Raw genomic sequence first — 25657 nt, forward strand, 5'->3', positions numbered from 1 at the left:
TATGAAAATTAACACTTACATTTTTAAAATAGCAATGGTAATAGGATTGCTATTTTTTATTCCACAAAACGTTGAAGCTCAATTTCTAAAAAAATTAAAGGAAAAGGCCGAAAAGAAAATTGAACGCGAAGCAGAAAAACGTGCAGAACGCCGAGTAAATAAAAAAATTGACAAAGAATTTGATAAGGCTGAAGATGTTTTGGATGGGAAAAAACCCGAAAGCAATAAATCTGCTGAAAAAACTTCATCTGACAATAAATCTGCTGAAACTAATTCTGAAAAAAATATTTCTTCAACAAAACCATCCGTTGTTTGGAGTAAGTTCGATTTTATTCCTGGTGATGAAGTTATTTTTGAAGACATTCCAAGTGCTGATGAAGAAAATGGTGAATTTCCAAGCCGTTGGGATTTAGTAAATGGTCAAGTTGAAATTGCAAATGTAGACGGGGAAACTGTGATAATGTTTGTAGATGGAGGCGAAATTGTTCCATATTTAAAAAATTCATCAGTAGATTATTTGCCTGAAATTTTTACAATTGAATTCGATTTTTATAAGCCTGCAGGTGGAAATCGCTTGTCGTTTTATTTAACCGACCAAAAAAACCAACGAGGTAAAAAAGTATACGATAATTCACAAGTGTTTGATGTAACACCTTTACGTGTTTCACCTCCAGAAGGATCTTCTGTTGAGCATTCTGGAAGAGATTATAACTATTGTAAAAATGGCTGTTGGACACACGTTTCTATTGCTTATACCAAAGGAAAACTAAAGGTGTATTTAGATGATACCAGACTGGTTAATATCCCACATTATTCCTTTAATCCAACCGGATTTACAATGTATCCATATTTTGCCAGTGCAAAAGATAACGTACCTTTTTATGTTAAAAATATACGTATTGCTAAAGGCGGTGTAAAATATTACGACCGCTTTTTATCAGAAGGAAAAATTATTGTAAACGGAATTAAATTCGACGTAAACAAAGCAACACTAAAACCAGAAAGTATGGGGCCAATTAATGAAATATATCAATTAATGATTGACAATCCTACAGTTAATTTTAGTGTTGAAGGACATACTGATAGCGATGGTGGAGATGATACAAACATGACACTTTCTAAAGCGAGAGGGCAATCTGTAATGGATAAATTAATAAGTATGGGAATTGCTTCAAACAGACTTAAATATGATGGTTTTGGTGAAAGCAAACCTATAGATAACAACACAACTCCTGAAGGAAAAGCAAATAACAGAAGGGTTGAATTTGTGAAATTTTAAAAAATAAATAATGAAGAAATTAATCATTTTAGGTATTGTTCTTATAACTTTTATAGGAAGTATAAATGCACAATCAAATTATATTGACGGAGTTTGGAAACTTTCAAACATGAAAGATGCAGGTGAAATATATCCTGTAAATATGCACGTCGTATTTAATAATGCTGGAGAAATTAATATTTCAGGAGCAAATGTAGGAACATGGTCACAAAATGAAACGGAAAATACATTTACCATTAGTTGTCCTTACTTAGGAGTTCTTGAAGGTGAAAATAAAATTGAAGCATTGAACGATTCAGAATTAAAATTGAGCAATGCAAATGGAGATGTAAATAGTTTCCAAAAAATAAGCCTTCCTAAAAACAAAGAATTACACAACAAAATTACAGGAGATTGGTTTTTTGAAATAATGGAGACAACAGGAAAAACAGAAATTGTAAACCAATTTGCAACATTTAATAAAAACGGAATTTTCTATATGCAAGGAATGGTATTTGGGACTTGGAATTATAACGAATCTAGTAACACAATAATTTTAGATAATAAAGATTTTAAAGGCGAATATGCTATTTCGCAACCCAACAAAAATAAACTTGTTTTAAATACGGATGAGTACAAAATCTATTTTTCAAAAATAGATAAGCAAAAAACCATAAATGAAAATAAAGAATCTGGTCTTATAGGTACATGGGAATTTAAAGAAGTACCAGATGCCTATGCTACCACTTTTATTTCATTTAAAGAACCTGATGAGTTTACCATTATTCAAAAACAAGAAGGAATGACAAGCAAGTTTGGAGGAATTTGGATGTTCAATAAAGAAGAAATGTCACTTATAATGGTTGGACTTCGTGGAGGAGATGCCTTTAATGGTGAAAACAAAATACTAAAGATTGACGGAGAAACTGTGGCTCTAAAAAACAATAGTACTAACTACCAAGGAAACAGAAAAGCTGAAGACAACATAAAAATTGAACATTTAAGCTTCACTAAAAAAGACTTTTATGATGAAACTGGAGATTATAAATATTATGATGATGACCAAAAATTACCTTGGAATAGTTCTTATAAAATGATGAATGATTTAGCCAATGTTAAACAATTAATATATAGTTATTCAAAACTTATAGAAGGCACAAGCAGTTTTGAAACTAAAACACTTACGGCTAATGTAGTTGCAAATATTCAAGAAGGAATACTTAGTATTGATAATATATTTAAAGGGTATGATCGTTTTAATATTACAGAAGATTCAGAAATGCCAACAAATAATTATGATGAATACAACAAACTTTTTCCACTAGATGAAGATACTTTTAGGGTTGTTGGCGAAGAAGAAATTACAGTACCTGCAGGGTCTTTTAATTGCACAGTTATTGAAGCGGCAAGCAGCTTTGATGAAAATATAAAACTTTGGATGATTAATGATAAACCTGGAATTATAGCAAAAGTTATAAATGATAAACCAGATGAAAGCTTTGGGCATTATTACATATACGAATTACAAGAAATAAAATAATCGTAAAATGAAAAATAAATTCTTACTCATTTTAGTATTGGTTACATCTTTCACTTTTGCACAGGTGAATAAAAGTCAAACAGTAGATAGGAAAGCTACAGATTCTATAAATTTTACGGTATCTAAACTCATGGAGTTCTATGACTCTTATGAAGATGGCAGCCCAGAATCTTTAAAAAAAGCAAAGTTTAACAAAGCTGTAGATGCTTTACCTGGAAGTAATGTTTCTAAAAAAGATAAAGCCGATGTGTATCAAATAGTAAATGCCTACATAAAAGGTGATAAAGCACTTGAACAAGATAATTCACAAAAAAATAAGACGCATGAAGGTTTAGATGATGCTATTAATAATACAAATGAAGCCAAAGAAGCACAAAAATTCATAGAGCAACAGAAAGACATGTTTACACAAATGTCTTATTCAGAATTTGAAGCATACATTATTAATATAAGTCCGGGAATAGGGAAAAAAGAGATTAAAACAGCCTACAATGAATTACATAAAAATGATGGTAAACAAGTTTTAATTACTTCAGAAGATGAAGAAATGACAGAAACTCAATTACAAATGTGGGCATTAGAAACACTTCAAAATCCAAAAAATTGTGAAGATTTTAGAAAAGCAATTAAAGTTTTAAAAATTCAAATGCCTGAAATAGAAATTGAAAAAGTTTGTAAAAAAATTAATGAAAACTAAATGGAACATAATAGTCTATAACTATATACACCTAACAATTTAAAAATACAAATATGAAAAAATTAAGCATCATACTAGCATTATTAATTGCAACTATAAGTTGCAAAGGAAACGAAAATAAACCCGCAGATAGTTTAAGCGTAGAAACTACAAAAGAAGAGCAACAACAATTAAAACGTTACCAAGTGGAATCTGGAATCATAAAATACACTACAAAAATTTCAGGCAACGTTATGGGAAGCACCATTACAGGAAGCGGCACAGAAGTAAGATATTTTAAAAATTGGGGAGCAATGGAACTTCATGAGCAAAACTCAACAACTAATACGCATGCCGTTATAATGGGCAAAGTAATTAATGAAACAACCTCAGACCACCAAATGAGTAAATTAGATAATGGTAAAAGCTACATTGTTGATTTTAAAAACAAAACCATTAGTGAAACCAATGATATGGCTATGGAAATGATAAAAAAAATGCATCCGAATGCAGATGCCGGTGAAGTTGGAAAATCTATGTTTGAAGGAATGGGTGGTAAACAATTAGGCGAAGAATCATTTTTAGGTTACACCTGTGAAATTTGGGATTTAATGGGTATAAAACAATGGATTTATAAAGGTGTTATGCTGAAATCTGAAGCTAGTTTAATGGGAATTACTACTATTACAGAAGCTTCAAACGCAACGTTTAATACAAATGTACCAAGTGCTAGTTTTGAATTGCCAAATTATCCAATTAATAAAAACGAAAGTTTTGCGATTGACAATGGTAATGTAGATTTTGATATGAATGATATGGAAAACATTGATGCCGAAATAAATAAACTCAGCAAATTATCTTATGACGAATGGAAAAAAATGGCTTTATCAGATAAAGAAGATGAGGAAATGCAAAATATGAGCGAAGAGGAATTACGTCAAACATATGATATGATTCAAAAAATGGTAAAAATGAGGAAAGGGAATTAATAAAAAGTGTTCAAAAAAAAAAGAGTGCAATTATTTGCACTCTTTTTTTAAAGGCACCTTTTTCTAATAACCTCAACAAAACCAACTAGCGAGCAAATTTCAACATTTGTAATCTATTGAATTTCAGTTTTTAAGACTAATTAATCGTTTGTTTAAAAAATAAAAAAATGTTAAAAACTTACAGTCAATTGTGAATAAGTGCCCTTTTTTAGTGTCTGTTTTTTTTCAATCTTTGCTTTTATCGTTTCAACCGAAATTTTACGAATTACTAACTAAGAAAAAAGCCACAATTAATGTCGTTTATTGAACCTATTTTACAAGAAAATAAAGATCGATTTGTAATTTTCCCAATTCAACACCAAGATATTTGGGAGTGGTACAAAAAACAAGAAGCAAGTATTTGGACAGCCGAAGAAATTGATTTGCATCAAGACGTAATTGATTGGGAAAAAAAATTATCTGATGATGAGCGTTATTTTATAAAACACATTTTAGCTTTTTTTGCTGCTTCTGATGGAATTGTAAATGAAAATTTAGCTGAAAATTTTGTAAGTGAAGTTCAATATTCTGAAGCAAAATTCTTTTATGGTTTTCAAATAATGATGGAAAATATTCATTCTGAAGTGTATTCATTATTAATTGACACCTACGTTAAAAATGAAGTTGAAAAAAATGAATTATTTAAAGCTATTGAAGTTTTTCCAGCTATTAAATTAAAAGCCGATTGGGCGTTAAAATGGATTGATAGTCCAAGTTTTGCAGAACGATTAATTGCTTTTGCGGCAGTTGAAGGTATTTTCTTTTCAGGGAGTTTTTGTTCTATTTTTTGGCTGAAGAAAAGAGGTTTACTACCAGGTTTAACTTTTTCAAACGAATTAATTTCTCGTGATGAAGGTTTACATTGCGATTTTGCGGTGCATTTACACAATCACCATATTGTAAATAAAGTTCCAAAAGAGCGTATTACCGAAATTATTGTGGATGCGTTAAATATTGAAAGAAAATTCATAACAGAATCATTACCAGTAAGTTTAATTGGTATGAACGCTAAATTAATGACACAATACTTAGAGTTTGTAACTGACAGATTACTAATGGAATTTGGTTGTGATTCAGTTTACAATGTTTCAAATCCATTTGATTTTATGGAAATGATTTCATTAGAAGGAAAAACAAATTTCTTTGAAAAACGCGTTTCAGAATATCAAAAAGCTGGTGTAAAAAGCGGCACAGGAACAGGAAACATTAGCTTTGATGCTGATTTTTAAACCATGAAATATCTTTTGACTTTCTAAAAAAAATCCCTTTTTTGAATGTCAGATTTGAATAAAAAACTAACTAAAATAAGGAGATTGTTTTAAAGTATGCTATATGCCTTAAAATTTTAACCACATAAATAAAAAACCAATAACAGCTTATGTTTGTAGTAAAAAGAGATGGAAGAAAAGAGCCAGTGATGTTCGACAAAATCACAGCTAGAGTGCGAAAAATGTGTTATGGTTTAAATAAACTCGTAGATCCAGTAAAAGTAGCTATGCGAGTTATTGAAGGTTTGTATGACGGCGTAACTACTTCAGAATTAGATAATTTAGCTGCTGAAACTGCCGCTACTATGACGGTTCAACATCCAGATTATGCAAAACTTGCAGCTAGAATTGCAGTTTCTAACTTACATAAAAATACCAAAAAAACGTTTTCTGAGGTAATGACGGATTTATACAATTATGTAAATCCACGAACTGGAAAAAAAGCGCCACTTTTATCTGATGAAGCCTATAAAGTAATTATGGAAAATGCAGAAAAACTAGATTCAACCATTATTTACAACAGAGATTTTGGGTATGATTATTTTGGTTTTAAAACATTAGAACGTTCCTACTTACTAAAACTTAATGGCGAAATAGTAGAACGACCACAACATATGTTAATGCGTGTTTCTGTTGGAATTCATATGGAAGATATAGACGAGGCCATTGAAACCTATGAGTTAATGTCTAAAAAAATATTTACACACGCTACGCCAACATTATTTAATTCTGGAACACCAAAACCACAAATGTCATCGTGCTTCTTATTACAAATTCAAGATGATAGTATTGATGGAATTTATGATACACTAAAACAAACTGCAAAAATATCTCAATCTGCTGGAGGAATTGGGTTGTCAATACATAATGTGCGCGCAACAGGTTCATATATTAGAGGAACCAATGGAACTTCCAACGGAATTGTTCCTATGTTAAAAGTGTATAATGATACAGCGCGTTATGTAGATCAAGGTGGTGGAAAACGTAAAGGTTCTTTTGCAATTTATATGGAGCCTTGGCATGCAGATGTTTTCAATTTTTTAGATTTACGTAAAAATACAGGTGCTGAAGAAATGCGTGCACGTGATTTATTTTACGCTATGTGGATTCCAGATTTATTTATGAAACGCGTGGAAGAAAATGGTGATTGGACTTTGATGTGCCCAAACGAATGTCCGCATTTATTTGATACGTATGGAGATGAGTTTGAAAAACTATATACTGGCTACGAAAAAGTTGGAAAAGGACGAAAAACAATAAAAGCACGCGAACTTTGGGAGAAAATTTTAGAAGCTCAAATTGAAACTGGAAATCCTTATATGTTGTATAAAGATGCAGCAAATAGGAAATCTAATCAAAAGAATTTAGGAACCATTCGTTCTTCAAATTTATGTACAGAAATTATGGAATATACAGCAAAAGATGAAGTTGCTGTATGTAATTTAGCCTCAATTGCAATTCCAATGTTTATTGAAGAAGATGCTAATGGCGTTAAATTTTTCAACCATAAAAAACTATTTACAGTCACTAAAAAAATCACAAAAAACTTAGATACTGTTATTGACAGAAATTACTATCCTGTAAAAGAAGCTGAAAATTCAAATTTCCGTCATCGTCCAATTGGTTTAGGAATTCAAGGATTGGCAGATGCGTTTATTCTGTTGCGTATGCCTTTTACAAGCGATGAAGCTAAAAAATTGAATGAAGAAATTTTTGAAACCATTTATTTTGCAGCTGTTACATCATCCATGGAAATTGCAAAAGTTAAGGAGCCATATTCTACTTTTAAAGGATCACCAATGTCGCTTGGGGAATTTCAATTTAATATGTGGGGAGTTTCTGAAGATGATTTAAGTGGACGTTGGGATTGGAAAGCATTGCGTAAAAAAGTGATGAAAAACGGTGTTAGAAATTCGCTTTTAGTTGCGCCAATGCCAACTGCATCAACATCACAAATATTAGGAAATAACGAGGCTTTTGAACCGTATACTTCAAATATTTATACGCGAAGAGTTTTAAGTGGTGAGTTTATTGTGGTAAACAAGCATCTTTTAGAAGATTTGGTAGATTTAGGTTTGTGGAATAATGAAATGAAAGAAAGCATAATGCGCGCCAATGGTTCTATTCAACATATTGATGTGATTCCTCAAGAATTGAAAGATTTGTATAAAACAGTTTGGGAAATGAGTATGAAAGATATTATTGACATGTCTCGCCAAAGAGGTTATTTTATCGATCAATCCCAGTCGTTGAACTTATTTATGCAAGATGCTAACTTTTCTAAATTAACATCTATGCACTTTTACGCTTGGAAAAGTGGATTAAAAACAGGAATGTATTATTTACGCACAAAAAGTGCCGTAAATGCCATTCAGTTTACTGTATCAAAAGAAAAGAAAGTAGAAGAAACACCTTTAACTCCAGAAGAGTTAAAAGCAATGCTAATAGCCTCACAAAACAATCCTGATGATTGTGAAATGTGTGGCTCATAAAGTTCTATAATTTTTTGCCCAAAGACTAAAAAACCCTTATCATTTAATTTTGATAAGGGTTTTTGAATAAATAAGAATACTAAAAAATCTATTTTTTCTTGTTTTTGGTTGCATACAATTCTAACAAGCTCATTGTAGCTTTAATTAAATCTTCAGTTTCTAACAAAATACTAAAGTAAAGCGTTGTGTTTTTAGGACTAGATTCAGTTGTTCTAGTTCTTTCTACTTGCTTTTGGGCACATTTTGAAACATCTAGCAACAATTCCTTTTTCTCTTCAATAATTGCTCCAATTTTATTAAAAGAACGTGTTTCAAAAATATCTTTCATTTTTCCAAATAAGTGATTTAATTTGGTGCTAATTTCTTTTAGTTCTTTTGCCTGATTTACCTTTAATCCTTGATGGTTGTTGTGAATATGTTTATGACTTACTTTTGAAATAAATCCTACGGACTGTGCAATATCTTGCAAATCACCAATAACATCAATATAAAAAGTACTTGCACTTACAGATGACTCATCTAAATTTTTAATAAAGTAGAAAATATTATTTTGTAAATCTTCAATCTCAGACTCTAATTTCCCAACAGTATTTTTTGCTTTTTTAAGTGTTGGTAATTCTTGCTTAATTAATCCGTTTATAGTGTTTTCTTGAATTTTACTAACACGTTTTAATACTTTAGCAATATTATCTGCGCTTTCCTCTATAACACCTTGTACCGATTTACTTTCGGCTCTGTTTAAACTATCTTCAGCTTTTATTTCTTTAGATTTTTTAAGATGACTTAATGAGTTTCTAATTAATAGTGCAACGGCAATTAATAATAAAATTGCAATCATTGTAGCTCCACCTAAATAAATTAAATAGGCAGCTACACCTGATGCTATAAAAGCACTTATTGCAGTAAAAAACCATCCGCCAATAACGTTTAAAACACCGGCAACTCTATAAACAGCGCTTTCACTTCCCCAAGCTCTATCTGCTAAAGATGAACCCATAGCAACCATAAACGTTACGTATGTTGTAGATAATGGTAATTTATAGGAAGTTGCAATTGAAATTAATACACCCGCTACCATTAAGTTTACAGCAGCACGTACTAAATCAAATGCAGGTAATTCGTGTTTTTTACCTTGTGCTAATTTAATCACTGGCTTTTCAAATTGTTTGTCTATTTTTTCTTGAATTGTATTTGGAACAACGGCAGTAAAATATTTTGAAATTAAAATAGAGCCACGAACTAAAACTCTTGATAAAAAATTAGGCTCAAAACGTTCTTTGGTTTCACCTTGGCTCGCCAAGTCTAACGAAGTTTTTACAACTGATTTTGCTTTGGATGAAAACCATAATGTTATTACCATAACCATTCCAGCAATAAATAATAAAATAGTTGGTGTTGGAACTTTTTCTGCTAAAATTGTCATTGTAAACTCCGTTGCTGGCACTCCAGAAACTACCCAAGCTTCATAAGATTGCCAAGCTGCAATTGGTACCCCAATAAAATTCACCAAATCGTTTCCTGCAAATGCTAATGCTAATGCAAACGTTCCAACAATTATTATTATTTTGTAAATATTTGTTTTAAAAAATGTAATTAAAATATATGCTAAAGCTGACCAAAAAAATAAGTTGGCTGCAACAATTGCAAAAACGTAATGCTCTAAAAAGTCCTTAATTGTTTCACCACCAATAAAATCGAAACTTTGTTTTGCATAGCTTGTTCCTCCAATTCCTTTCATTAAGATAAAATACATAATTGAAGTTAAAGCAATTCCACCAAATAAAGCGCCCACCCAATTAGCTTTTCTCTCAAAGTTAAATGATAATAATAAACGCGATAAATATTGAACTAAGGCACCTACGGAAAATGCTACAACTACGGAGAGCAGAATTCCAAAAATAATTTGAGTAGCTTTTTCTGTATTTATATAATTTACAACATCTGCAAAATTGCCAGTATCAGCACCAATTTTAATTAGGGCAACAGCAACAGCAGCTCCCAATAATTCAAATACTATTGATACCGTTGTTGAAGTTGGCATACCAAGGGTATTAAAAAAATCTAGCAACAAAATATCTGTAATCATTACTGCCATAAAAATGACCATAATATCACTAAACATAAACATTCCAGGATTAAAAATACCTTTTCTTGCAACCTCCATCATACCACTTGAGAAAATTGCACCGCAAGCAATACCTATGCTGGCAACAATCATAATTGTTTTAAATGATACAGCTTTTGAACCTATCGCTGAGTTTAGAAAATTCACGGCATCATTACTTACACCAACCACCAAATCGGCGATGGCTAAAATTCCTAATGCAACAATCATTAATAAGTATAAGTTATCCATATTTTTAAGTTGATTTTAATCAATCTGGTAAAAATACTAAGTTATTTTTTTTTATGCTATTATTACTTTGTTTTTATTGATTTTTATACGGAATATATTAACAAAAAAAAGGATTTAGTTATTAGCTAAATCCTTTTTTAATTTTCTGTTATACTTTTGTATACAATTCCAGCAAATTAATTTTTGCCTTTAATAAATCTTCAAATTCAAGTAAAATACTAAAATACAAAGTAGTGTTTTTTGGACTAGATTCTGTAGTTCTGGTTCTTTCTACTTGTTTTTGTGTATACTCTCCAACTTCAGCCAATAAGTTTTCTAATTCTTCTATTAAATAAGGAATTTGATTTAATGAGTTAGATTCAAATACTGTGCGTGTTTTTGAAAACATTTCATTTAATTTTAATTCAATTTCCTTTAACTCATTTGCCTGATTTTCTTTTAAAGCTTTATGATTATTATGAATATGTTTGTAACTTATTTTTGAAATAAACCCAATAGACTGCGCAATATCTTGTAAGTTTTTAATAACATCAATATAAAAAGCACTTGCACTTACCGATGATTCGTGAAGATTTTTAATGAAATAAAATATATTATTTTGAAGATCTTCAATTTCAGTTTCTAATTTACCAACATCATTTTTAGCCTTTTTCAGCTTCTTTAAATCTTCTTTTACCAAGCCTTCAATAGCAGCACTTTGAATTTTATCAACACGTTTTAATACTTTGGATATATTATTAGCGGTTTCTTCAATAACTCCTTGAACTGAATCACTTTCAGCATTATTTAAACTGTCTTCAGCCTTAACTTCTTTAGATTTTTTTAGGTAGCTTAAAGAGTTTCTTATAATAATTAAAATAGCAAATAATAATAAAAAGCCTATCATTATTGCACCACCAATATGTATTAAGTAGGCAACTGTTGCTGCGGCTACAAAAGCAATTATAGCCGTAAAAAACCAACCGCCAATAACGTTCATAACTCCGGCAACTCTATAAACGGCACTTTCGCTTCCCCAAGCTCTGTCTGATAAAGACGAACCCATTGCAACCATAAACGTTACATAGGTTGTAGATAAAGGTAATTTGTACGAAGTAGCAATTGAAATTAATATTCCGGCTACCATTAAATTTACGGCAGCACGAACCAAATCGAACGCTGGTAAATCTGCATTCTTAGCATGTTCTAGTTGAATTACAGGTTTTTCAAACTGTTTTTCAATTTTATATTGAATTGATTTTGGTGTTTTTGCTTCAAAATAAAAACTAATTGCTTTAGAACTTCTTACCAAGATTCTTGAAAGAAAGTTAGGTTCAAAACGTTCTTTTGAACTTCCTTCTCTGGATAAGTTGATTTCTGTTTGTGCAACGTATTTTGCTTTTTTTGAAAACCATAACGTTAAAACCATTACAATTCCAGATATAAACAGCAATAATGTTGGCGTAGGAACTTTGTCTGCTAAAAACGACATTCCAAATTCTGCCGCAGGAACTCCTGATACAACCCAGGCTTGATAAGATTGCCACGCTGCAATTGGCACTCCAATAAAATTCACTAAATCGTTCCCTGCAAAAGCCAATGCCAATGCAAATGTTCCAACAATTATAACTATTTTATAGATGTTAACTTTTAAAAATTTAATAACAACAAAAGATAATACCGACCAAAATGCTAGGTTAATGGCTATAATTGGCACTGCATGTATTTCTAAAAATTCTTTAATTGTTTTTCCTTCGGTAATAGCAAAACTAGCTTTTGCAATTCCTGTTCCTCCAATTCCTTTTAAAAGAATAAAATACACCATGGATGTTAAAGCAATACCGCCAAATAATGCACCAACCCAAGCGGCTTTTTTATCATAATTAAAAGATAATAATAATCGTGCAATATACTGTACAATTGCTCCAACTGTAAACGAAATAATTACAGACAATAAAATTCCAGTAATAATTTCAGTGGCTTGTGAGGTGTTTATATAATTAACAACTTCAGAAAAACCTCCACCATCAGCATAAATTTTAACTAAAGCAATGGCAACGGCTGCACCCAATAATTCAAAAACAATAGAAACTGTTGTTGAAGTTGGCATGCCAATAGTATTAAAGAAATCTAGTAATAAAATATCCGTAATCATTACCGCCATAAAAATGACCATAATATCAGCAAACATAAACATGTCTGGGTTAAAAATACCTTTCCGTGCAACTTCCATCATTCCACTTGAAAAAATAGCTCCTAAGGCAATTCCAATACTGGCAACAATCATAATTGTTTTTATTGAAACTGCTTTAGACCCAACTGCAGAGTTTAAAAAGTTAACAGCATCGTTACTAACTCCTACAACTAAATCTGCAATAGCTAAAACTGCAAGCGCAATAATCATTAATAAGTAAATATTATCCATAAATTAATTTTAATTTTTTAGTGAGATAGCTGTGTTTTATACTTTATTTACAGCTTGTTATCTCATTTTTTTATTAGTTTTTGTCAGTGCAAAGAACTTACTCTAATGTTAACTTAACGTTAACATTATGTTATTTTATGCTACGAAATAAAAAAAGGCTACCAAAGAAATTGGTAGCCCTAGCATTTCAAAATCTTGTTGACAAAAACTAATAGAATTTATGAAATGAAATGATTATTATAAATAATAATTCTAGCGTAAAAATCTAAAATTAAATTTCATTTTATGTGAAGTAAATATTAAGTAATTATTAAAATTCATTTAAGAAATGGCTGTTTAAACCTTTTATTTTTTAATTTAAAAATGTATGTTTACTTATCCCTTATGAGAAAATATGATTAGAAGAATTGTTTTTTTAGCATTTTTGGTTGTTTTGGCAATCATATTATTTTTTAATCCAAATTTTAAAACTATTGCTGCAGGTGTTGCAATTTTATTGTTTGGTATGATTATGCTTGAAGAAGGATTTAAAGTATTTACCAAAGGACCTTTACAGTTAATCTTAAAAAAAGCTACCGATAAATTGTATAAAAGTATTTCTGTTGGAGCACTTGTTACGGCATTTATACAATCTAGCTCACTAGTTTCTGTAATTACTATTTCTTTTATTAGTGCTGGTTTAATTGATTTAGCCGGTGGATTGGGTTTAATTTTTGGCGCAAACATTGGTACAACTGCAACAGCTTGGTTAGTGGCTGCTTTTGGATTAAAGTTTAAAATTTCCGCTTTAGCATTACCAATGTTGGTTTTTGGAATTATATTTTCATTTCAAAAAAATAGTTCATTTAAAGGAATAGGAAATGTGTTAGCCGGTTTAGGGTTTTTCTTTTTAGGAATTCACTATATGAAAGAAGGATTTGATGTTTTTAAAAACCATATAGATTTAACTCAATACGCAGTTTCTGGTTTTTTAGGTGTTTTAATTTATACGGGGTTAGGAATTATAATTACCACCATTTTACAATCTAGTAGTGCAACTTTGGCATTAATTTTAACGGCATTGGCCGCAAATCAAATTACTTATGAAAATGGATTAGCATTGGCAATTGGGGCAAATGTTGGAACCACAATTACCGCCATTTTAGGTTCTTTAAGTTCTAATATTGCTGGAAAAAGATTGGCAGGAGCGCATTTTATTTTTAATGTAATTACAGGTGTTATAGCGTTGGTGTTTATTTTTCCGTTAGCGAAGGTTGTTAATTATGGCGCTATTTTATTTGGAATTAATGAGAACGATTTTACGCTCAAATTAGCGTTATTTCATACCCTTTTTAATGTAATTGGTGTTTTAATTATGATACCGTTTATTAAAAAAATTGAACAACTTTTATTGAGAGTTTTTAAAGAAAAACTAGATAAAGATATTGACGAACCAAAATATTTAAATGAAGCTGTATTGAAATTCCCAGGCTCCACAATTGTAGCGTTAATAAACGAGTCTAAATATTTGTATAAAAATGCTGTTTTTGAAATTGTTACACATGGTTTAAATATTCATAGAGATGATATAAAATCTGATAAGAAAATCAAAAAAATTATAAAAAAATCTAACAAAGATTTACAAGTAAATATTGATGATTTATATTTAAAAAAAGTAAAATCTATTTACGGTGAAATTATTCGGTACGCTGCAACTGCCCAAAACGATTTGAAATTAAATAAAAAGCAAAATAATATTATTACTGAAATAAAAATTGCAAACCGAAAAATGGTTGAAATAATTAAAGATGTAAAAGATTTAAATAAAAATGTTTTAATGTCTTTAAATATAGCTAACAAGTACCTATCTAATGAATATGATAATTTCAGAAAAAAACTTACTAAAGTTTTAAGGGTTATTTATTTGTTTAGAACCGAAGAAAACATAGAAAAATATGCGGTGAAATTAGCTAATCTTAAAAAGGAAGCCAAAGAAAATATTAAACAAAGCAATAAATCTATAGATAAATTAATTAGAAAAGAATTAATAACTGTTGAAATGGCATCGTCACTTTTTAATGATTATTCTAATGTAAACGATATCATTAAAAAATTAATTGAAGTTGCTGAATTATTGTATGGATCAAAAGATACGCTCTTTGAAAATGGCAATTTTATTAATGAAAAAAAGAGCGCTGATTAGCGCTCTTTAATTATTACTTTTTCTTTTTATGCTTTAAAATTTTAGCATCAATATAATAGATAATACTTTCAGAAATATTTTTTAATAAATCACCAATTTTCTCATACTTTTTCATCACTACCAAAGCCATTAAATATTGTTTTACCAAAGCCGGGTTTTTAACTACCTCTTCTTCAACTATAGTAAAAGTATTTGCGTTAATTTGATTGATAACTTTATCCTTTTTAAAAACTTTTCTGGCAGCTTTTAAATTTTCTTCAGTATATGCAGTAATTATATCTTTAAACATACTTTCCAAGGTTTCAAACATTACGTTAAATTGTAATTTTTCAACCAATTCCGGTGCTAATTTCTGATTTAATTCTATGGTATAATTAGAAATATCAAAAGCCTGATCGCCAATACGTTCTAAATTATAGTTAATTTTAAGCAGTGCCAATGCAAAACGTAAATCTGTTGCAACTGGATTATTTAATGCTATAAAATTATCTAAATCTCTTTCAATTTTTAAATCCAAAGCATTTACTCTATTCTCTTTTAAAATTACCTCTTCTGCAATATCGGTATCAAATGTAATAAACGCTTCAAAAGACTGCTCCACTTGGTTTTGACATAAGTTTAGCATTTCTTCTCCAATTTTACTTAAAGTAACTCTTTGTTCTTCAATATTTATCATAATATTACTTTTTTAACCGAATCTTCCTGTGATATAATTTTCAGTTTGTTTTTTCTCTGGATTTGTAAATATCTTTCTTGTTTTATCGTATTCAATTAATTCTCCTAAATAAAAGAAGGCCGTATAATCACTAATACGAGATGCTTGTTGCATATTATGTGTGACAATAATAATGGTGTATTCCTCTTTTAAATGATGAATTAATTCTTCAATTTTAGCTGTTGAAATAGGATCTAATGCTGATGTTGGCTCATCCATTAATAAAATTGAAGGTTGCACAGCTAAAGTTCTGGCTATACATAAACGTTGTTGTTGACCTCCGGATAACGCAAGTGCAGATTTTTTTAAATTATCTTTCACTTCCTCCCATAAATCTGCTTGTCTTAATGCTTTTTCAACGCGTTCATCAATTAATTTTTTATCTTTTATTCCTTGAATTTTAAGTCCGTAAGCTACGTTTTCAAAAATAGATTTTGGAAAAGGATTTGGTTTTTGAAATACCATTCCAATTTCTTTGCGTAACTGCTCAACATTTACCTTTTTCTTGTAAATACTGTCGCCATTAATTTTAATTTTCCCTTCCATTTTAAATCCTTCAACATAATCATTCATTCTATTAAATAAACGAAGAAAAGTAGATTTTCCACAACCAGAAGGGCCAATAAATGCAGTAATTGTATTTGGTTTAATAACCATATCAATACCTTTAATTGCCATAAAATCATCATACCAAACTTTTACATCTTTGGCTTCAATTCTTGATCCATTACTTAGTGTAGTTTCATCCTTCATTGAGTCTTTCTCTAATTTTATATTTTTTGTTTTTTCCATTATTATTTTAATCTCTTTTGCCATTTATTTCTAAAATAAACTGCTATTCCATTCATTACAAATGTAATAATTAATAAAACGATAATTGCTCCAGCGGCTGCAATTGCAAACCCTTGTTGTGGCCTTGTGGTCCAGCTAAAAATTTGCATTGGAAGCACTGAATATGTATCGAAAATTGAATGAGGCACAAAAGGAACATATGCCATAGCTCCTACTACAATTAAAGGAGCAGTTTCACCAATTGCCCTAGATAAAGACAGAATAATACCTGTTAAAATTCCACCAAATGATGAAGGCAAAACAACGTTTTTTATAGTTTGCCATTTTGAAGCTCCTAAGCCATATGACGCCTCTTTTAAAGAGTGTGGCACCGCTTTAATAGCTTCACGAGTTGCAACAATAATTATTGGTAGAATTAAAAGTGAAAGTGTTAAACTACCCGATAAAATACTACCACCAAAGCCAAAAAATCTAACAAAAATTCCCAATCCTAAAAGACCATAAATAATTGATGGTACACCCGCTAAATTTGAAATATTTATTTCTAATATGGAAGAAAATTTAGACTTTTTAGCATATTCTTCTAAATAAATTCCTGCACCAACTCCAATGGGAATTGCAAATAATACCGTTAATAACATTAAGTCTAATGTTCCAATAATGGCTGTATAAATACCCGCTCTTTCAGGTTTTCTTGAAGGTAAACTAGTTAAAAAATCCCAATTAATACGTGTAAAACCTGCAATTACAATATTATAAATTAAAACACCTAAAATAAAAATTCCAAGCATAGTAAATAAAATTCCAAGCACTTTAAAGCTTTGGTCTATATATTTATTTTTCTTATGATTATTCATATTTTTCTTGGTATTTTTTCTTAATATAAAAACTAATACTATTTAAAATAAATGTAAACACAAAAAGTGTTAATCCTGCAGCAAAAATAGTTTTGTATTCAATTGATCCTTGAGGAGCATCACCCATACTTACTTGTACTATATATGATGTTATTGTTTGTACTGGAACTGTTGGGTTTAATGTAAACTGAGGTTGCTGCCCAGCAGCAATAGCTACAATCATTGTTTCGCCAATAGCTCTTGATATTGCTAATATTATGGAAACAATAATACCTGAAGACGCCGCAGGAACCATAACCTTAAAAGCTGTCTGAAATCTAGTAGCACCCATTCCAAAAGATGCTAATTTTAACGATTTAGGAACTGCATATAAAGCATCCTCACTCAAAGAAGATATAAAAGGAATAATCATAATACCCATTACTATTCCTGCTGATAATGAATTAAACGTTTCTAAATCAGGATAAATAGTTTGTAAAAAGGGAGTTACAATTGTTAATGCGAAAAAACCATAAACAACCGTAGGTATTGCAGCCAAAATTTCTAGAAACGGTTTTAAAGTTTTTCTAAAAGATGTTGGGGCATACATATTTAAATATATGGCTATTGTTAAACCAATAGGCAATGCAACAGCTATTGCAATAGCGGCAGTCAGAAAAGTTCCAGAAACTAATGCTAAAATTCCAAAATGCTTTTCGCTATACAACGGAGTCCATTGTGTATCTGTTAAAAACTCAAAAATCGATACACTTTTAAAAAACGCAATGCTTTCAAAAAGAAGAACAGCAATAATTCCAACAGTAGTTAAAATTGTTATGGAAGCACAAAACTTTAAAATGAATTCTATTATTTTTTCTTTAACTTTCATAAAATATAATAGCCGGTAATGGAACTTACCGGCGTATATTTAATTAAATTATACTTATTGTTTTATTAAAATCTCATTGAAAGCTTTAACTTGCTCATCATAACCACTTTGAGGCATAGGAACATAACCTACTTCTTTAGATAATTTTGGAGCATTTGCTAAATAAAAGCTAATGAATTTTTGAACTTCTGGACGCTGAGCAGATTTTTTGTTTACAAAAATAAATAACGATCTAGATAATGGAGCGTATTGATTATTTGCTACTGTTTCAATACTTGGTAATACAACGCCACTTCCATTGTCTATCCCTACAACACCTAATTTATCTTTATTTTCTTCATAGTACGATAAGCCAAAATAACCTAAAGCATTTACATCTTTTTCTATTCCTTGCACTGCAACGTTGTAATCAGATACCGCATTATAATCTGTTCTGCTTGCTCCAGATTCTCCCATAATTTCTTCTGTAAAGAAATCATAAGTACCATGTGAAGTATTTGGTCCATATAAATGGATTTCTTCATTTGGCCATTCAGCTCTAATATCATTCCATTTTTTTACAGTACTGTTAGGTTCCCAAAGTTTCTTAAGCTCTTCAGTAGTCATACTTTTAGCCCAAGTATTTTCTTTGTTTACCACAACAGTAATACCGTCAAGAGCAACGGTTAGTTTTATATATTCAATTCCGTTTTCTTTACAAAGTTCAATCTCTTTACCTTTAATATCTCTTGAAGCGTTACTAATATCAGTTACACCAGTAGCAAATTTTTTAAAACCACCACCTGTTCCAGATTCACCAACAGTTACTTTTACTTTAGGTTCAATAGCTAAAAATTCTTCAGCTACTGCCTCAGAAACTGGGTAAACAGTTCCCGAACCATCAATTGAAATTGACCCTGTTAATTCAGTTGCTTTATCTGCTTTTTTTTCTCCACATGAGCCCATTACTAAAGCTATGGACATAATAATTACTAATTTTTTCATCTTTATATTCTTTAATTTATTTTGCAAAGGAATGATTTGATTGTTAAGTTTAAGTTAACTGAAAATTATTTGTTTAATATTGATTTCTTTACGTTTATTTGACTATAATTTAAATTCAGCATTTAAAAACACTAATGATTGATTATCTATAGTTGAGTTATCAAAACTAAATCCTTGATAGTTTAATGCAAATTTTAATCCCTTAATTGGCGCGTACTGAATACCTGCAATTATTTGATTTCCATCTTTTGAATTGTTCCAAGCGGCTGTATCACCAACTAAAGTATTGGAGCTTAACTGATCAAAACGTCCAAATATTTCAACTTTTTTATTAATTACATACGTTGAATAAAATGATAAACCATCTAAATTGTGATTATCAATTGGACTAGAGTATTTTTTACCATTTTGCAATTTGTTAAATTCTGCTCCTAATTTCCAATTAGACATTTCATACCCTGCAAATAATGCAATTGAAGTTAATGCTTTTGAGGTTGCTGAATTTTGACTATCTGCATAAATTTTAGTTGTTAAACCATCTATTGGCGTAAATACTAAACTTCCTCCAAATTTTTGATATCCATCTGTATCTTGTAATTTCTTATAACCTTCTCCATTAGCTATTAAAACATTTGCTTTTAAGTTTTTACTCAATGAGAATTCTGCATTTACACCCAAATCTGCACTACTTCCAAAACTATTTTCATCCATAAAAGATTTAAACAAATAACGATATCCCCAAAAATCTTCTTGATCGTTAAATTGTTTCATGCCAATTAATCCCATACTCAATTTTACACCGCTCGCTACTTTCCAATCTAGCTGAGCAGCTTTTAAAAACGCCGTATATTCACTTCCTGCGCTATTACTTCCAACATCAAAAGTGATTTTTGCAGAAATATCTTTACTAAATGCGTATTTGTAACCTAAATACGAGCGTGTTAATTCAAAAGCGCTTGTTTTAGTAGCGTTATTACTAAAATCGGCATGATAATTCCAAAATACTTTAAACTGAACATCACCATTTGGTTTAAAATCTTCATTAGTATTCTGAGAAATAGAAGCGAATGAGATAAGCAGAATGCTAAAAATTAATAATTGTTTTTTCATTTTAAATCTGTTTTATGATGGTTATTTAAAGATAACCAATTAATAATTAACAACATAAAACAAATACACTTTTTCTTTTCCTTTCAATATTATAAATAGGAAGTTAAAAAATAGAAGTGGTTAAATTTCATTTCTATGTAAATATGTATTAGTTTTTGTCGATGCAAAGAACTAATACGAATGTTAAATAAAGGTTAAGGGTACGTTATATAAAGAATAATTTTAAAGAGAAAAGAATCATTAATTAATCCCAAATTAAAGGTTTTAAAAAAATTAATTTTAAATCACCAAATTTTACAGCTAGTTAAAAATTTATTTTAAATCGCTGTATATGAGTTTACTAAGGTGGTCTTTAAAAAACTTAATGTAAACTTAACGTTAATTAATTCTTAATATAAGGTAAAGAAGTTACATTTGATATGTAGTTTAAAATAAGTAAAATATATAATTATGAAAACATTTATAAATAGTATTTTAATGTTGTTTTGTGTAGCAACATTTTCACAAGAGCAAAAAGTTGAATTTAAAAAAGTTGACGCTAATTTAATTAAAGCTACGTATTATTTTGCTGATAATAACACCGTAATTGAAAGGGAAGGGTTTTTTAATAAAAACGAAAAATTACATGGAATGTGGGTGAGTTATGATACGCAAGGAAATAAAATAGCTATTGCATATTATAATGATGGAAAAAAAGACGGAATTTGGTCTTATTTTAATGAAGGGAAAGTTAATTTAGTAACTTATGACAATAATAAAATTATTAATGTTGAAGAAAAAATTGTGGCAATAAATTAATAACATAGTATTCTTTTTCTAAAAAAGCAATTCAAAGATTTTTGAATTGCTTTTTTTTATTTTTTAAAATGTTCTATTTCCACCAATTTTCAGACGGAAAAACTGCTTTCCCAAGAACAATAGCTTCTCCAATTTTTGGGGTTGTAAATTTAACTTTTAGTTCCTTTGCTTTTTTGGAGGAACGTATAATTGAATCATCCCAAGTGTGCAAGGCTAGTTTAAAACTTCCCCAGTGAATTGGCATAGTTAGGTTGCTTTTAACATCAATACTTGCTTGTATTGTTTCCTCAGGAGTCATATGAATTTGAGACCATTGTTCATTGTATTGCCCGCATTCAACCATCGCAAAATCAAAAGGTCCAAATTTTTCTCCTATTTCTTTAAAGTGTTTTCCATAACCGCTATCACCACTAAAAAATATCTTTGAATTTTTAGATTTCAATACCCAAGAACACCATAAAGTGCTATTTCTATTAGTAACTCCTCTTCCTGAAAAATGACGTGCAGGTGCAGAAACAAACTCAACTCCCTTATAATTTACACTTTCCCACCAATCAAATTCTGTAATTTTTTCTTCAGCAACACCCCACGAAGTTAAATGAGCTTTAATTCCTAAAGGAACATAAAACTTAGCTACTTTATCTTTTAGTTTTACAATTGAACTATAGTCTAAATGATCATAATGATCGTGTGAAATTAGCACCACATCAATGCTTGGTAAAGAATCTATTGAAATAGGTAATTCCTTCTGAAATCTTTTTGAACCCAACATTGGATGTGGCGCAGGAACATCCCCTAACATTGGATCTATAAAAATATTCATCCCTTCTAATTCAACAAAAGCAGCAGAATGACCAAACCATGTAATTCTTGGCTCCATTGGTGCATTTTCAAAATACCTTTTTGTAAGTTTTATAATAGGTAATTCTTTAGTAGGCACTTTATTATTTCCATTGGTGAAAAACTGCGGAATGGTACTCCATTTAAAACCTGTGTTTTGTAATGTTTTTTCAGCATTTTTAAAGGCGCCATTTAAAAAGTTTGGAGATTTTCTAATTCGTTCTAAACTCAAGTCTTTTGAGCCTGATCCAAACTGAGGACTTACGTTTATAAAGGTAACACCAACCAATGTTATTACCCCAACAACTGATAATATTCCTATCATAATTTTCTTTAGTAGCTTTATTATTATTTTAATCATTATTTTTTTGCGATTTTATTAATGTTCCTGTTATCAATAATTTTCTGGTGAAAGTGTTGCTGAAGAAACTCCCATACTATGAAAACAGGCATGAAAACCATTTAAATTTTCTTTAATTGAAGTAAAATCTAGAAAGTCTGAATGAATTATTTCTTTTAACTTTGGGTTAGAAATTCCAACGGGCGTTCTACCTATTGAAAGAATTTCGGAAATGGAATTATCTCTTAAACATTCCAATAAAACTCCTTTTCCAACCATTCCTGAAGCGCCTGTAATTAAAACTTTCATAATTTATAGTGTTATTTAACTTCTTGCATTTGACGAATTTGCTTTAATACCATTTTTTTAGGCATAAAAGGAATTGCAGCCATCATTAGTTTTTGCATTGTTTTTAAACCAGAAATCACATCTATTTTTCCTTTTAACATTCCGTTGTATCCATCTAAAGCAACAGAATGAGCTGTAGCTGCTTCCTTAAACATTTCAGTTTTATCCATTCCAGATATTGCTCCAAATTCACTTTTAGTAGCTCCAGGCATTAAGTTAGTTACCGTAATATTAGTGCCGGACAATTCTTCAGAAAGCGCATTGCTAAAAAATGTAACATATGCTTTTGTAGCAAAGTAAACTGCTTGTAAAGGTCCGGGCATAAAACTAGCTGTAGAAGATGTATTTAAAATTTTACCTCTATTGCGTTTTACAAATTCTGGTAAAAATAAATGTGTTAAAGCGGTTAATGAAGTAACATTTAAGTTAATCATAGAAATTTGTCTTGCTAAATCTAATTCATAAAATTTACCTAAAGCTCCAAAACCCGCATTGTTCATCAAATAGTCAATTTCAATTCCACGCTGTTTTACCTCATTGTAAATTTGTTGTGGTGCATTTAAATCGCTTAAATCTTTAGCAATTACAACAACATTCACTTGGTATTTTTGCTCTAATTCTTTTTTAAGTTCATTTAATTTAATTTCGCTACGTGCAATAATTATTAAATTTCCTCCTTTAGAAGCGTGAATTGTAGCCAATTCTTTTCCAATTCCTGTACTTGCTCCTGTAATTAAAGCTGTTTTAGTATTCATAATTTAATATTTTTTTATGTGACTTTTTGTTGTTTTTGATTGATTAACCACTCAATTATAAAATCAAATTTTTTTAAGGTCTTAAGCTGTTTGAAAATACTTCCCAAGCTTGTTCTATAAATAATTGATCATTTCTTTTATCAGGAAATTGAGTTAAATACGAAACCATTGAAGTTATTAAACCAAACATTGAACCCATTATAAAATAGGCGTCCATATTTTTAATAAGTTCTTTATCAACATATTCTTGAATTAAATTATGGAATAACTCATACTTAGCAATAATTTCAGGATGTGTTTTTACACGTTCAGCACAACTTGTATTATCTACTTGTAATAAAAATTTGAATTTCAAATCATTATCTATTGCCCAATTCCAAGAGTTAGACCAAATTAATCGTAATTTTCCAAGGTCTGAATGAATTTTATCAAGATCACTCATTATAGAAGAAGTATACTCTTTTTTTATGGAAACATACAATTCATCAATTAAATCATCTTTGGTTTTAAAGTAATGAAAAAGTATTCCAGCGCTAACTCCTGCTTCTTTTGAAATAGCTGAAGTAGGTGTAGCGTGCAAACCTCTTTCTACAAAAAGCTTGGTGGCTGCTTCTAATAACAATTCTCTTTTATCCATTTTTAAGTGACTAATCACTCAACAAAAGTAATATAAATTTTTTATTTACAAACAAAAAAGATGAAATTATTAATTCTCTATTTTGGTGTATTGAATATTTCGTTCTTTTAAATAGGTAAAAATGAAATTAAAACAAGCTTCATGTTTTCCAACCAATTCCGGTGGAAACACACCTTTTTCTTCAAAAAGATTATTTAATATTAAATGAACAGCTGCGGTTGCAGTATAACCTGTTGTTCTGGCCATTGATGAGGTATTGGTTTTGGCGCAGAATTCATCGTGTAAATTGTAAACTATGGTTTTTTGCTTACCATTTTTTTCATTTCCTTTTAAAGTAATTCTCATTACTGTTAATTCTTCTTCAGCCTCTTCTAATTTCCACTCATTAAATAAAATAGCAGATGAAATTTCTAATGGAATTACTTTTTTGCCTTTTACTTTTATTTCTTCTGTATTAAAAAATCCACTGGCTTTTAACACCTTAATATATTCCACATGCCCTGGATAACGCAATGTTTTTTCCTTCATATTTAAAATATGTGGCATTGTATAAATAATAGAACGAAGTCCATCTGAGTTAAAAGCCTCTAAAGTTCCAACGTTGTCAAATTCTACAAATTCGCAATCAGAAAGCGCTTCTTTAACCACTAAATTACCATTTTCAATATAACGTGCAGGTCGTGTATATTCCTCAATTACATCAATTGGAGAAAAGGGAGCTTTATAATTAAATGGCCACTTTTTTACTTTAGGTAAACCTCCAACTAAGCATTCAAAATCGGTTAATTTTAGCTTTTCATTATAATATCCTAAAATAATATTTCCAACTCCCGGCGCAACACCACAATCTACAATTGCCGTTACATTATTTTTTTTTGCAAGATCAGATAATTCCAAGGCATTTTCAGAAAAAAACGAGATATCTACCACATTTTTCCCTGTTTCAATAATAGTTTTCAAAGTTGCATATCCTAAAAATCCCGGAACAGCACAAACTACTAAATCAAATGATTTAATTGTTTTTTGAAGTTCTTTACTATTGGCAAAGTCAAGGATTATTGTATTTAAAGCATCGCACTTTTTTAATACTTTATACAACGTTTTTTTATTAAAATCTGCTATGGAAACATCATGATTTTTAGATAAATCAATTGCCATTGCACTACCAACCATTCCTGCGCCTAAAACAATTATTTTGCTCATAAAAAAATATTAAAATTGAAAAATCACAATTAAATTTAAGAAGTTAAGTAACTAAAATTACAATTTATTTTGACATAATAATTAATTATTAGCTAATTAAATAGTTAACTAGAAAAAGTTATTTAAAAATAACCAATGCACGCAACTTTTAATACAAAATATCAAAAGAAAATTCAAGTAAAATAAAGCATCTAAATAATCAAAAA

At 29.9% G+C, this 25657-nt stretch carries 21 protein-coding genes; 8 read left to right on the forward strand and 13 right to left on the reverse strand.

Annotation, left to right across the window (positions count from 1 at the left end; genetic code table 11):
• The first annotated feature begins 1 nt into the window (after position 1).
• The 6 genes from JEY78_RS06675 to JEY78_RS06700 all read left to right on the forward strand — a co-directional run bounded on the left by JEY78_RS06675 (position 2) and on the right by JEY78_RS06700 (position 8262).
• On the forward strand, positions 2-1279 hold the full coding sequence (locus JEY78_RS06675; protein ID WP_291848435.1) for an OmpA family protein: 1278 nt from the start codon (positions 2-4) through the stop codon (positions 1277-1279).
• Between the two features lie 10 nt (positions 1280-1289).
• Positions 1290-2798, forward strand: a complete 1509-nt coding sequence (locus JEY78_RS06680) for a hypothetical protein (RefSeq protein ID WP_291848438.1) — start codon at positions 1290-1292, stop codon at positions 2796-2798.
• 7 nt (positions 2799-2805) lie between these two features.
• Positions 2806-3495, forward strand: coding sequence for a hypothetical protein (locus JEY78_RS06685; protein ID WP_291848441.1), 690 nt, complete (start codon positions 2806-2808; stop codon positions 3493-3495).
• A gap of 53 nt (positions 3496-3548) precedes the next feature.
• On the forward strand, positions 3549-4463 hold the full coding sequence (locus tag JEY78_RS06690; protein WP_291848444.1) for a hypothetical protein: 915 nt from the start codon (positions 3549-3551) through the stop codon (positions 4461-4463).
• Between the two features lie 293 nt (positions 4464-4756).
• A complete protein-coding gene (locus JEY78_RS06695) occupies positions 4757-5731 on the forward strand; it encodes a ribonucleotide-diphosphate reductase subunit beta (RefSeq protein WP_291848447.1) in 975 nt (324 codons plus the stop codon).
• Between the two features lie 149 nt (positions 5732-5880).
• Positions 5881-8262, forward strand: coding sequence for a ribonucleoside-diphosphate reductase subunit alpha (locus tag JEY78_RS06700; RefSeq protein ID WP_291848450.1), 2382 nt, complete (start codon positions 5881-5883; stop codon positions 8260-8262).
• 88 nt (positions 8263-8350) lie between these two features.
• Here the strand turns inward: JEY78_RS06700 and JEY78_RS06705 are convergent, their stop codons facing one another.
• Complete coding sequence (locus JEY78_RS06705) at positions 8351-10618, reverse strand: inorganic phosphate transporter (RefSeq protein WP_291848454.1); 2268 nt, start codon at positions 10616-10618, stop codon at positions 8351-8353.
• Between the two features lie 148 nt (positions 10619-10766).
• The gene (locus JEY78_RS06710; protein ID WP_291848458.1) at positions 10767-13022 is read right to left on the reverse strand and encodes an inorganic phosphate transporter; all 2256 of its coding nucleotides are present in this window, start codon (positions 13020-13022) and stop codon (positions 10767-10769) included.
• A gap of 394 nt (positions 13023-13416) precedes the next feature.
• On the opposite strand from JEY78_RS06710, the gene JEY78_RS06715 reads away from it, so the two are divergent.
• Entirely contained in the window at positions 13417-15204 is a 1788-nt protein-coding gene (locus tag JEY78_RS06715) for a Na/Pi symporter (protein ID WP_291848461.1), read from the forward strand.
• A 13-nt stretch (positions 15205-15217) separates the two neighbouring features.
• On the opposite strand, the gene phoU is transcribed toward JEY78_RS06715, so the two are convergent.
• The 6 genes from phoU to JEY78_RS06745 all read right to left on the reverse strand — a co-directional run bounded on the left by phoU (position 15218) and on the right by JEY78_RS06745 (position 20530).
• Positions 15218-15880, reverse strand: a complete 663-nt coding sequence (gene phoU / locus JEY78_RS06720; RefSeq protein WP_291848464.1) for a phosphate signaling complex protein PhoU — start codon at positions 15878-15880, stop codon at positions 15218-15220.
• A gap of 12 nt (positions 15881-15892) precedes the next feature.
• Complete coding sequence (gene pstB / locus JEY78_RS06725; RefSeq protein ID WP_291848591.1) at positions 15893-16672, reverse strand: phosphate ABC transporter ATP-binding protein PstB; 780 nt, start codon at positions 16670-16672, stop codon at positions 15893-15895.
• 41 nt (positions 16673-16713) lie between these two features.
• Positions 16714-17568: a phosphate ABC transporter permease PstA gene (gene pstA, locus JEY78_RS06730; RefSeq protein ID WP_291848467.1), complete on the reverse strand. Its 855-nt coding sequence runs from the start codon at positions 17566-17568 to the stop codon at positions 16714-16716.
• Positions 17561-18436: a phosphate ABC transporter permease subunit PstC gene (pstC, locus tag JEY78_RS06735; protein WP_291848470.1), complete on the reverse strand. Its 876-nt coding sequence runs from the start codon at positions 18434-18436 to the stop codon at positions 17561-17563. The genes pstA and pstC overlap by 8 nt, the downstream gene beginning before the upstream one ends.
• Before the next feature lie 54 nt (positions 18437-18490).
• Complete coding sequence (locus JEY78_RS06740; protein ID WP_291848473.1) at positions 18491-19420, reverse strand: PstS family phosphate ABC transporter substrate-binding protein; 930 nt, start codon at positions 19418-19420, stop codon at positions 18491-18493.
• Between the two features lie 102 nt (positions 19421-19522).
• Positions 19523-20530 carry a hypothetical protein gene (locus JEY78_RS06745; RefSeq protein ID WP_291848476.1) on the reverse strand — a complete coding sequence of 336 codons (1008 nt, stop codon included), beginning with the start codon at positions 20528-20530 and terminating at the stop codon, positions 19523-19525.
• A gap of 450 nt (positions 20531-20980) precedes the next feature.
• Here JEY78_RS06745 and JEY78_RS06750 point away from each other — a divergent pair, with 450 nt between their 5' ends.
• On the forward strand, positions 20981-21328 hold the full coding sequence (locus JEY78_RS06750; RefSeq protein ID WP_291848479.1) for a hypothetical protein: 348 nt from the start codon (positions 20981-20983) through the stop codon (positions 21326-21328).
• Between the two features lie 73 nt (positions 21329-21401).
• Here the strand turns inward: JEY78_RS06750 and JEY78_RS06755 are convergent, their stop codons facing one another.
• From JEY78_RS06755 to JEY78_RS06775, 5 genes are all read right to left on the reverse strand, one after another.
• Positions 21402-22493 (reverse strand): MBL fold metallo-hydrolase, encoded by a 1092-nt coding sequence (locus JEY78_RS06755; protein ID WP_291848482.1) that lies wholly within the window; start codon positions 22491-22493, stop codon positions 21402-21404.
• A gap of 69 nt (positions 22494-22562) precedes the next feature.
• Positions 22563-22817: an NAD-dependent epimerase/dehydratase family protein gene (locus JEY78_RS06760; RefSeq protein WP_291848485.1), complete on the reverse strand. Its 255-nt coding sequence runs from the start codon at positions 22815-22817 to the stop codon at positions 22563-22565.
• Positions 22818-22828: 11 nt separating this feature from the next.
• Positions 22829-23611, reverse strand: a complete 783-nt coding sequence (locus tag JEY78_RS06765) for an SDR family oxidoreductase (RefSeq protein WP_291848488.1) — start codon at positions 23609-23611, stop codon at positions 22829-22831.
• A gap of 73 nt (positions 23612-23684) precedes the next feature.
• Positions 23685-24248: a TetR/AcrR family transcriptional regulator gene (locus tag JEY78_RS06770; protein ID WP_291848492.1), complete on the reverse strand. Its 564-nt coding sequence runs from the start codon at positions 24246-24248 to the stop codon at positions 23685-23687.
• Between the two features lie 69 nt (positions 24249-24317).
• Entirely contained in the window at positions 24318-25451 is a 1134-nt protein-coding gene (locus tag JEY78_RS06775) for a saccharopine dehydrogenase C-terminal domain-containing protein (RefSeq protein WP_291848495.1), read from the reverse strand.
• Between the last annotated feature and the right edge of the window lie 206 nt (positions 25452-25657).

The sequence above is a fragment of the Lutibacter sp. genome (assembly GCF_016342705.1).
Classification (GTDB): Bacteria; Bacteroidota; Bacteroidia; order Flavobacteriales; family Flavobacteriaceae; genus Lutibacter.